Source organism: Streptomyces sp. NPDC034037, assembly GCF_055575715.1.
This window is the reverse complement of the sequence record NZ_JBVISC010000007.1, coordinates 494,347-504,483: the sequence shown is the minus strand read 5'-3', so window position 1 is coordinate 504,483 and position 10,137 is coordinate 494,347. Positions and strand designations below refer to the sequence as shown.

At 71.5% G+C, this 10,137-nt stretch carries 7 protein-coding genes; 4 read left to right on the top strand and 3 right to left on the bottom strand.

Features of this window, described 5'->3' with window-relative positions; translation table 11 throughout:
• The first annotated feature begins 558 nt into the window (after window positions 1-558).
• Window positions 559-1,008 (top strand): PTS sugar transporter subunit IIA, encoded by a 450-nt coding sequence (locus tag ACZ516_RS26285; protein ID WP_361078404.1) that lies wholly within the window; start codon window positions 559-561, stop codon window positions 1,006-1,008.
• Window positions 1,009-1,085: 77 nt separating this feature from the next.
• Window positions 1,086-2,756 carry a phosphoenolpyruvate--protein phosphotransferase gene (gene ptsP, locus ACZ516_RS26280; RefSeq protein WP_361078407.1) on the top strand — a complete coding sequence of 557 codons (1,671 nt, stop codon included), beginning with the start codon at window positions 1,086-1,088 and terminating at the stop codon, window positions 2,754-2,756.
• 72 nt (window positions 2,757-2,828) lie between these two features.
• On the opposite strand, the gene ACZ516_RS26275 is transcribed toward ptsP, so the two are convergent.
• A complete protein-coding gene (locus ACZ516_RS26275) occupies window positions 2,829-3,722 on the bottom strand; it encodes a hypothetical protein (RefSeq protein WP_469011825.1) in 894 nt (297 codons plus the stop codon).
• 83 nt (window positions 3,723-3,805) lie between these two features.
• The gene (locus ACZ516_RS26270; RefSeq protein ID WP_469011824.1) at window positions 3,806-5,791 is read right to left on the bottom strand and encodes an acetoacetate--CoA ligase; all 1,986 of its coding nucleotides are present in this window, start codon (window positions 5,789-5,791) and stop codon (window positions 3,806-3,808) included.
• A 214-nt stretch (window positions 5,792-6,005) separates the two neighbouring features.
• On the opposite strand from ACZ516_RS26270, the gene ACZ516_RS26265 reads away from it, so the two are divergent.
• On the top strand, window positions 6,006-8,381 hold the full coding sequence (locus ACZ516_RS26265) for a glycoside hydrolase family 31 protein (protein WP_469011823.1): 2,376 nt from the start codon (window positions 6,006-6,008) through the stop codon (window positions 8,379-8,381).
• Window positions 8,382-8,696: 315 nt separating this feature from the next.
• Here the strand turns inward: ACZ516_RS26265 and ACZ516_RS26260 are convergent, their stop codons facing one another.
• Window positions 8,697-9,230 carry an NUDIX domain-containing protein gene (locus tag ACZ516_RS26260; protein WP_469011821.1) on the bottom strand — a complete coding sequence of 178 codons (534 nt, stop codon included), beginning with the start codon at window positions 9,228-9,230 and terminating at the stop codon, window positions 8,697-8,699.
• Window positions 9,231-9,302: 72 nt separating this feature from the next.
• Here ACZ516_RS26260 and ACZ516_RS26255 point away from each other — a divergent pair, with 72 nt between their 5' ends.
• A complete protein-coding gene (locus ACZ516_RS26255) occupies window positions 9,303-10,109 on the top strand; it encodes a M15 family metallopeptidase (protein WP_469011819.1) in 807 nt (268 codons plus the stop codon).
• The last annotated feature ends 28 nt before the right edge of the window (window positions 10,110-10,137 follow it).

The following is a 10,137-nucleotide window of genomic DNA, read 5'->3' as shown; positions in this document are numbered from 1 at the left end:
TCACCGAAGTGAGCCGGGGTATCAACATATCTGGCGTTGACTTTTGGCACGCTGTTGAGTTCTCAAGGAACGGACGCTTCCTTTGTACTCACCCTTATCGGGCTTTCCTCCGGGCGCTTCCCTTCGGTGTTTCTTTTGTTCTTGCGTTTCCGACTCTATCAGACTCTTTCGTGTCCGATTTCCTCGGCGCCTTTCCGGTTCCCGCTCCGGCCTTTCGGCTTTCGCGTTTCCCTTTCCGGCGGCTCCGACATTATCAGATCTCATTCGACTCTCTGACCACGGTCACCGCGGCATGCGGAACCAGACTCAGGGATAGGATCTGTCGTGAAGGATGTCGCCGAGCCGGGACGCTGAACCGCGTCCCACGACCTCAGGCAGAGTCCGACTCTACATCGCCGCACGGGCGGGCGCAAATCGTTTGTGCTGCGCCCCTACGTCCGTCAACCGGGATCTGTCGTGCGGAACCGGGACTTCTTATGACTTACGCTTCTGATCAGCGCGTCGTCCAGGACAGGCAGCGACGGCGGCTACGAATCTCCACCCCCTGGGAGGCATGCCATGACCAGTGTTTCGTCCCCGCTTGCAGGACGCGCCATTGGACTGTCCGCAGTACCGGATCCCGTCTTCTCAGGTGCCATGGTCGGCCCTGGTACGGCCATTGATCCCGTGCGCGAGGCTTCCGAGGCCGTGTCCCCCGTGGACGGCATCATCGTCTCTCTGCACCCCCACGCCTTCGTGGTGGTCGACGATCAGGGTCACGGCGTCCTGACGCACCTCGGCATCGACACGGTGCAGCTCAATGGCGAGGGCTTCGAGCTCCTCGTCAACAAGGGGGACACCGTGCAGCGCGGCCAGGCCGTGGTGCGCTGGAACCCCGCCGCGGTCGAGGCCGCCGGCAAGTCCCCCGTGTGCCCCGTCGTGGCCCTCGAAGCCACGGCCGAGTCCCTCTCCGCTCTGGTCGAGGACGGCGACGTGAAGACCGGCGACGCGCTCTTCTCCTGGAAGTGACGTCATCGCCGTCACCGACGGCGCTCAGCACAATCAACGCGGCGGCTTCGCCCGCCGCACTATCGGAGACGGGTGAGATGGAGACAACGCTGCGAGGCGTCGGTGTGAGCCACGGTGTGGCGATCGGCGAGGTTCGGCACATGGGCACGGCGGTTCTCGAGCCGCCGGCCAAGCAGATTCCCGCGGAGGAGGCCGAGCGCGAACAGGGGCGCGCCCGCCAGGCCGTGGAAGCTGTGGCGGCCGACCTGAATGCACGCGGCAATCTGGCCGGCGGCGAGGCCCAGGCGGTGCTCGAGGCGCAGGCCATGATCGCTCAGGACCCGGAGCTCATGTCCGACGTCGACCGGCGCATCACCGTCGGCAGCACGGCCGAGCGCGCGGTCTACGACGCGTTCTCCCACTACCGTGAACTGCTGGCCGGCGCCGGTGAGTACATGGCCGGGCGCGTGGCCGACCTCGACGACGTGCGGAATCGCATCGTCGCGCGGCTGCTCGGTGTCCCGATGCCGGGTGTGCCGGACAGCGACGAGCCGTACGTACTGATCGCCCGGGACCTGGCGCCCGCGGACACGGCTCTGCTCGACCCGGCGCTGGTGCTCGGCTTCGTCACGGAAGAGGGCGGCCCGACCAGCCACAGCGCGATCCTCGCGCGGGCGCTCGGTGTGCCCGCCGTCGTCGCGCTGCCGGGTGCCGGTGAGCTCGCCGAGGGCACGGTCGTGGCCGTCGACGGCAGCACCGGTGAGATCTTCGTGGACCCGAGCACGGAGAAGCGGGAGCAGCTGGCGGCCGCCGCCGCCGAGCGCAAGGCCGCGCTCGCCGCGTCGACCGGGCCGGGCGCCACGTCCGACGGGCACAAGGTGCCGCTGCTCGCCAACGTCGGTGGTCCCGCCGATGTGCCGGCGGCCGTCGAGGCGGGTGCCGAGGGCGTCGGTCTCTTCCGTACCGAGTTCCTCTTCCTCGACGACAGCACCAAGGCGCCGTCCGAGGAGAAGCAGATCGAGGCGTACCGCAAGGTTCTCGAGGCCTTCCCCGAGGGCCGTGTGGTCGTGCGGGTCCTGGACGCCGGTGCGGACAAGCCGCTCGACTTCCTGACGCCGGGCGACGAGCCGAACCCGGCGCTGGGCGTGCGGGGTCTGCGGACGCTGCTCGATCACCCGGAGGTGCTGCGCACTCAGCTGACCGCGCTGGCCAAGGCCGCCGAGGGGCTGCCGGTGTACCTGGAGGTCATGGCTCCCATGGTCGCGGACCGCACCGACGCCAAGGCCTTCGCGGACGCGTGCCGCGAGGCCGGGCTGCGGGCGAAGTTCGGCGCGATGGTGGAGATCCCGTCGGCGGCTCTGCGGGCGCGCTCGATCCTGCAGGAGGTCGAGTTCCTCTCGCTCGGCACCAACGACCTCGCGCAGTACGCCTTCGCGGCCGACCGGCAGGTCGGGGCCGTGTCGCGGCTGCAGGACCCGTGGCAGCCCGCGCTGCTCGACCTGGTCGCGATGTCGGCGGAGGCGGCGAGGGCCGAGGGCAAGAGCTGCGGCGTGTGCGGCGAGGCCGCGTCCGACCCGCTGCTCGCGTGTGTGCTGACCGGTCTGGGGGTCACCTCTCTGTCGATGGGTGCGGCGTCCATTCCCTACGTGCGGGCGACGCTCGGCAAGTACACGCTGGCCCAGTGCGAGCGTGCCGCCTCGGCGGCCCGTGCCGCGGACACCGCCGAGGAGGCCCGCAAGGCCGCGCAGGCGGTCCTCTCGGGCGAGTAGCGCGTAGGCGTACAGCCCGTTTGCTCCCGCAGGGGGCGTTCCACCGAGCCGGTGGGACGCCCCCTTCGGCGTTCAGTGCGTGTGGCCCCTTTCCGGTCCGTCGTCCTCGAGGTCGGGTGCCGCGCAGTAGTCGACGCCGGATTCGGGGGCCACGAGGTCTCCCGAGATGGCGTCGGTGCAGTACGCGTCGAAGACCTCGGCGGCGGTGAGGGGCTGGAGTCGTCCGCCGCTCATGCGCCAGCCCTGGACGCGGTCGCGGGTGCCTTCGGCGATGCAACGCAGCACCATGCCCGCCGGGCGGTGGGTGGCGATGCCGACCGCGAGGACCGTGGCGAACTCCAGTGCCTCGGTGTCGTCGAGCCGGGCGCTGCCGTCCTCGTCGACTTCCACGTGCAGCGCGGCCAGGAGGGTCTCGGCGTCGGAGGGCACGCTGCACACCAGGTGCCGGATGCCCGGGCCCGCGGCGTGGAGGGCGCGGGTGATCAGTTCCGATGCGCGGGCGAACGCGGCGCGGCCGATGTCCTCGCCGCAGGTGGCGCAGGGACCGGAGCGGGCGAGCACCATCGTCGCGTACTCCCAGGTCGCCTGTCGGACCGCCTGGTCGACCAGGTCGGGCAGGAGGTCGGCGAGGGGCTGGCCGTCGTAGGGCACGGTGGGGCCGCCCGATGCCAGTTCCGCGGTGAAGCGGGTGCGGCTGGCGGGGGTGTCGGGGTCCAGGCCGGTCTGCGCGCAGTACTCCTCGTACTCCTCGGGGTCGAAGAGGGTGAGGGTGGTGTGCCTGCCCTGCGAGGCGAGGGTCTTGAGCAGGGCTTCGACCTGCTGGAGGTAGATGTCGTGGTCGTCGAAGGCGAAGGTGCGGTAGCGACGCATCGCCGCGAAGTCCTCCTCGTCGGCCAGCAGGCCGATGGTTCCGGCGACTTCGCGGCGCAGAGCACGTCGCATCGTGTCGTTTCGGGTGTGCGCCATGGTTCCCCCTGCACTCGGTCGATCAATGCTCACTCAGAGTAATCATGGGCACTGACAACGGCGCTGAGCTGCGGGGAGACGGCTCAGCGGCGCTTGCGGGCGAGGTCCTCGTAGAAGTGGAGGAGGTCGAGGTCGTCGACCGAGCCGGGGTTGACCGCCTTGCTCAGCGGTGTGCCTTGCAGGAGGCGCTTGACCGGGACCTCGATGCGCTTGCCGGTGAGGGTGTGCGGGATGCCGGGCACCTCGATGACCTCGTCGGGGACGTGGCGCGGGGAGAGCTGCTCGCGGATGATCCGCTTGATGCGGTCGCGCAGGGCGTCGTCGAGCCGTGCGCCCGGCGCGAGGTGGACGAAGAGCGGCATCCAGTAGCCGCCGTCGGGCTCCTCGATGCCGATGACGAGGGATTCGCAGATCTCGGGCAGGCGCTCGACGGCTTCGTAGATGTCGGCGGAGCCCATGCGGACGCCCTGGCGGTTGAGCGTGGAGTCGGAGCGGCCGTGGATGATCACGGAGCCGCGTGAGGTGAGGGTGATCCAGTCGCCGTGGCGCCAGACGCCGGGGTAGGTGTCGAAGTAGCTGTCGTGGTAGCGGGTGCCCTCCGGGTCGTTCCAGAAGTGGATGGGCATGGAGGGCATGGGGTTGGTGACGACCAGTTCGCCGACCTCGTCGGTGAGCGGCTTGCCCTGGGGGTCCCAGGACTGGAGGTCCGTGCCGAGGCAGGGGGCCTGGAGTTCGCCGATGTGGACGGGGAGCGTGGGGACGGCGCCGGCGAAGCAGGAGCAGACGTCCGTGCCGCCGCTGACCGATGCCGTCCACAGGCCGCCGGGGGTGTCCGCGAACTCGTCGTGGAGCCAGCGGAAGCCGTCGGGCGGCAGGGGGGAGCCGGTCGTCGCGACGCACTTGACGCGGGAGAGGTCGAAGTCGCGGGCCGGGTGGACGTCCGCCTTGCGGCAGGCCATGACGTAGGCGGCCGAGGTGCCGTAGAGGGTGGCTCCGGTGCGCTCGGCGACGCGCCACTGGGCGCCCGTCTCGGGGTAGCCCGGGCTGCCGTCGTACAGGACGATGGTGGTGCCCGTCAGGAGGCCGGAGACGAGGAAGTTCCACATCATCCAGCCGGTCGAGGTGTACCAGAAGAAGCGGTCGTCGGGGCCGAGGTCGCAGTGCAGGCCGAGCTGTTTGAGGTGCTCGACGAGGATGCCGCCCTGGGACTGGACGATGGCCTTGGGCAGGCCGGTGGTGCCGGAGGAGTACAGCACCCACAGGGGGTGGTCGAAGGGCACCGCTTCGAAGACGGGTGCCACGTCGGCCGCGGTGAGGGCGGACCACTCCAGGGCGCCTTCGGGGGCGTCGGTGCCGAGCAGCGGGATGTGGACGACCGCGCGGAGGCCGGGCAGTTCGGAGCGGAGTTCGGCGACGGTGTCGCGGCGGTCGTGTTCCTTGCCCCCGTAGCGGTAGCCGTCGACGGTGAACAGGACGACCGGTTCGACCTGCTGGAAGCGGTCCAGGACGCTGCGGGCGCCGAAGTCGGGGGCGCAGGAGGTCCAGACGGCTCCGACGGCGGCGGTGGCCAGGAGCGCGACGACGGCCTGGGGGATGTTCGGCAGGTAGCCGCTGACGCGGTCGCCGGGGCGCACGCCGAGCGCGCGCAGTTCCGCGGCCAGGGAGCCGACCTGTTGGCGCAGTTCGGCCCAGGTGACGGGCCGCGGGTCGTGACTCTCGTCGACGTACAGGAGGGCCGGGGTGTCCGCGCGCGCGGGGTCCTCGGCCGCGCGCAGGGCGTGCTCGGCGTAGTTGAGGGTGGAGCTGGGGAACCACTGGGCGCCGGGCATGGAGCGGTCGCCCAGCACGCGCGCGTAGGGGGTCGTGAAGCGGACGTCGAACCAGTCGGTGACGGCCTTCCAGAACGTCTCGAGGTGGGTCACCGACCAGTGGTGCAGCGCTTCGTAGCCCCCGTCGGCCGGCGCGCCGTGGTGCTCGGCGGCCCAGGCCTGGAACCGGGTGACCTGTGCTGCGGCGATCCTCTCCGGGCTCGGCTGCCAGAGCGGCGCAGGGTTCGCTGAGGACGTCATGGGGCGGCTCCCGGACTGTACGCGTCGTATGCGTGTGGAGTGCGCACGTGCTGGGTGTGCGCGTGGACACGGCTGAAAGGGACGATGCCACGTGATCGACTTCCGCACCAGGGTGTGCTCCGCGCGGTCGGTCCGGCCGTTGTGCGCCCGGCCGTAGGTGAACGGCAGCTGAACGCACCACATGGGCGGTGTTCTCGGTGGCAGGGTGAGCGGCATGAGCGGTCGTGACCTGGTGCGTTCGGTGAAGGCGGTCGGCATGGTCAACACGGCGCGGGGGTTGCGCACGGTGTGTTCGTCGTGGCGCAGATGGCGGGCGGATGCGACGGGGCCCGCCTCTCGGGGTGGGGAGCGGGCGCGGGTGCCCGGCCCCGTGGTGAAGGTGGAGCCGGGGCCGGGCGGTGGGGTGGTGCGGTTCGCGCGGTCCGAGCTGCGGGTGCGGGTGACGTCCGGTGGCGCCGTGTTCTGGGGGTGGGACGGCGCGGGGCCCGAGCCGTCGTACGGGTTGCGGGGCGTGAGTCCGGAGGCGGATCCGCGGGCGGTCCTGGAGCCCGACAAGGCGGGCGGCTGGCGGGTGGTGTCGGAGCGGGCGACGGTGGTCGTGTCGCGTCAGGGCGCCGTCGAACTGCGCACCCCGGGCGGGGTGATGCTGCGGCGCGATCTGCCGCCGCGCTGGTGGGAGTCGCCCGAGGGGGGTGTGGCCCGCTGGGTGCAGCGGTCGGAGGTGTCGGCCGACGCGCGGTTCTTTGGACTCGGGGAACGGGCCGGCGGGCCTCGGCTGCGGGACGGGGCGTACCGGTTGTGGAACACCGATCCGGGGGGCGGTTTCGGGGCGGGGGACGATCCGCTGTCCATCACGATGCCGGTGCAGGTGGTGGTGGCCGACGCCGGTACGCATCTGGTCTTCCACGACAACACGTGGGAGGGCGAGGTCCTGGTCCGGGAGGGGCAGGAGGGGGCCGGGTCGGGACATGACCGGGGCGGCTCGTGCGAGGTGCGGATGGCGGGCGGGCCGCTGCGGTGCTGGGCGATGGTCGGCACTCCCGCGCGCGTGCTGCACACCTGGGCGTCGCTGACGGGTCCGCCCGCGCTGCCGCCGTCGTGGGCTCTCGGGCACCATCGCGCGTGGCGGGGGCCCGGCGGCGAGGAGGAGGTGCGGCGGATCGCCGCGGGCCACCAAGAGCACGGGTTGCCGCTGGACGCCTTGCATCTGGGCATCGCGCACGGTGAGGCGCATCAGGTGTTCACGGTCGACAAGGAGCGCTTCCCGAAGCTGCCGCAGTTCGCGGACGAGCTGCGCAGGGAAGGGACTCGGCTCGTGTCGGTCGTGGGTCCGGCGGTGAAGGCCGGGCCGGGTGTCGGGGCGTACGACAGCGGGGTGGCGGCCGACGTGTTCGTACGGGACGCGGCGGGGCGCCGGGTGCGCGGTGTCGCGTGGCCCGGCGATGTGCTGTATCCGGACTTCACCGGGCCACGCGTGCGGGAGTGGTGGGGCCGTCTCTACGAGGAGCGGCTCGACCAGGGGTTCTCGGGTTTCTGGCACGACATGGACGAGCCGGTGTCGTTCGCCGCGTTCGGGGAGGCGACGCTGCCGCGTTCGGCGCGGCATTCGCTGGAGGGGCGGGGCGGGGATCACCGGGAGGCCCACAACGTGTACGGGCTGGCGATGGCTCGTGCCGCCTACGAAGGGCTGCGGGAGGTGCTTCCCGAGGAGCGGCCCTTCTTGTTCTCGCGTTCCGGGTGGGTGGGGATGCAGCGCTACGGAGGGGCGTGGTCCGGCGCCGTGTCGACGGACTGGCCGGGGCTGCGGGCCGCGCTGTCGCTGGTGTTGGGGCTCGGGCTGTGCGGTGTGCCGTACTCCGGTCCTGATGTGGGCGGGATCGACGACAGCCCGTCTCCGGAGCTGTATCTGCGCTGGTTGCAACTGGGGGCGTATCTGCCCCTGTTCCGTACGCGCGCGGGTGTGGGAGGCGGTCGGCGCGAGCCCTGGGAGCTCGGTGCGGAAGTGCTGGGGCACGCGCGCGTGACGCTCCTGGAGCGCAGGCGTCTGCTGCCGTATTTCGTGACGCTCGCCCAGTTGGCCCGGCGGACGGGGGCGCCTTATGTGCGGCCTTTGTGGTGGGGCTGTCCCGAGGACAGGGCGCTGCGCGAGTGCGGGGACGCGTTCTTGCTCGGGGATTCCTTGCTGGTGGCGCCAGTACTGGAGAGCGGCGTGCGGCAGCGTGCGGTGCGGTTGCCGCCGGGGCGGTGGTACGACACGGCGACCGGAAAGACGTACGCGGGTCCCGGCCAGGTGCGGGTGGAGGCGCCGCTGTCGCGTATTCCGGTGTTCGCGCGGGCGGGCACGGTGCTGCCGGTGCGGGGGCGTGACGGCGGCCTCGAACTGGAGGCGTGGGCGCCGGCCGAGGGGCGTACGGGGAGCGGTCTGGTGATCGCCGACGCCGGTGACGGGTGGGAGGAGCCGGAGGTCGAGAGGTTCACGACGCGGTGGAGCGCGGGGCGTGTGGTCGTCGAGAGGGACGGCGGCGAGGAGGGGCGGGTGGCACCGGGGCGGCCGGTGCGGGTGCGGGGGCTCGGGCTCGCCGAGGGGTAGGACGGGGGCGGCGTAGGGGCCGCACGGTGCGGTTTCGGCTGCGGCTGATTTCCGGTTGGGGCTCGGTCCGGGACACGGCTCGGCCCGGGACGCGGCTCGGCCCGGGACGCGGCTTGGTTCCAGCTGCGACTCGGTTGCATCCGGGACGCGCGGCTCGGTACCGGCCACGGCCAGTTCCCGTGCACGGTCTGGTCTCGGGTGCGGCTGGTTCCCCTGCGGCGGCCCGCCCGGGGGGTCGGCGCGCCCCGGGTCGCCGCTCGGTCCCCGCCGCGGCCTGGCGCGGCCGCCGCCGCGGTGGGGAGTGCTGGGCGGGGGTCAGATGTAGCGGCCCTCGAACCACGCGCGTGCCGCCAGGGTGTGGAGCGGGAAGGCCAGTTCGGCGGGGCGGCGCAGTATGTGCCAGCCCTCGGTCTCGTCCGTCGCCACGGAGGCCGGCAGGTCGGCGGCCGGGCGTTCGGGGAGCAGGCCGAAGATCAGGAGATGGCCCTTGGGGTCGCTGGCCGCGTCGATCAGGCGGATGTCGCGGCTCTGGGCGCTGATGCCAGTCTCCTCCTTCAGCTCGCGCACGACGGCGTGCCGCCAGTCCTCCCGGTCGTCGATGAAACCGCCGGGCAGGGCGATGCCGCCGAGCGCGGGGGCGATGGTGCGGGTCACGACGACCAGGCCGGTGCCCTGGGTGTCGTACACGGGCTGGAGGGCCACTGCCACGGGAAGGGGATTGCGGTAGGCCACGGTGGTGCAGGCGGCGCAGGTGCGGGGCCAGCCGGAAAGCTGGTCTTCGTAGGGCGCTCCGCAGCTCGAACAGTGGGAGCCCGGGGCGGAGTTGGTGAGGTGTGGGGATGCGGACACGCCGCGGACTGTATCCGATCTCCCCGGCGTCGGTCTTCCCTGGTCGGGGGTGATCCTGGTAGACGCAGGGGCATGACAGCATTTGCCCCTGTTCTGCGTGCCCTCGCCGCCGCTACCGCCGCTCTGCTGGCTGTGGCGGCGGTCCCCTCCCCCGCGTACGCCAGACCGGAGCCGAAGGCTCCGAAGGAGTTCGTGGCGTTGCGCGACGTCGACCCGACGATCATCCAGGAGATGCGCTACATCACGCCCCACAATTTCGTGGGCGAGCCCATAGACGGCTACAAGAAGCCGATGTGCATCCTCACGGCGCCCGCGGCGAAGGCGCTGCACAAGGCGCAGCGTTCGTTGCTGCGCAAGGGTTACTCCCTGAAGGTGTACGACTGCTATCGGCCGCAGCGGGCCGTGGACCAGTTCGTGCGGTGGGCCAAGGATCTGGGTGACGAGCGCATGAAGGCGGAGTTCTATCCCCATGTCGACAAGTCGCGGCTGTTCGCGGACGGGTACATCGCGGAGAAGTCCGGGCACAGCCGCGGTTCGACGGTGGATCTGACCGTCGTGAGGCTGCCGGCCCAGCCGACGCGTCCGTACGTGCCCGGCGAGCCGCTGGCGCCGTGTCACGCACCCCGGAGCGAGCGCTTCCCGGACAACTCCGTGGACATGGGGACGGGGTTCGACTGCTTCGACACGCTGTCGCACACGGACGATCCACGCGTGAGCGGGCAGCAGCGGGCCCACCGCGAGCTGCTGAGGGGCGCGCTGTCCGAGGCGGGGTTCGTCAACCTTCCCGAGGAGTGGTGGCACTTCACCCACAAGCCCGAGCTGTTTCCCGACACGTACTTCGACTTCCCCGTCTCACGGCGATCGCTGACGGGGCGCTGACGGGCGGCGCGCGCGGCGCACGAGAGGG

What these genes read in the sequence shown, in the direction of transcription:
- ACZ516_RS26285 (WP_361078404.1), top strand. Translation starts at nt 559, where the DNA reads ATGACCAGTGTTTCGTCCCCGCTTGCAGGACGCGCCATTGGACTGTCC.
- ptsP (WP_361078407.1), top strand. Translation starts at nt 1,086, where the DNA reads ATGGAGACAACGCTGCGAGGCGTCGGTGTGAGCCACGGTGTGGCGATC.
- ACZ516_RS26275 (WP_469011825.1), bottom strand. Translation starts at nt 3,722, where the DNA reads ATGGCGCACACCCGAAACGACACGATGCGACGTGCTCTGCGCCGCGAA.
- ACZ516_RS26270 (WP_469011824.1), bottom strand. Translation starts at nt 5,791, where the DNA reads ATGACGTCCTCAGCGAACCCTGCGCCGCTCTGGCAGCCGAGCCCGGAG.
- ACZ516_RS26265 (WP_469011823.1), top strand. Translation starts at nt 6,006, where the DNA reads ATGAGCGGTCGTGACCTGGTGCGTTCGGTGAAGGCGGTCGGCATGGTC.
- ACZ516_RS26255 (WP_469011819.1), top strand. Translation starts at nt 9,303, where the DNA reads ATGACAGCATTTGCCCCTGTTCTGCGTGCCCTCGCCGCCGCTACCGCC.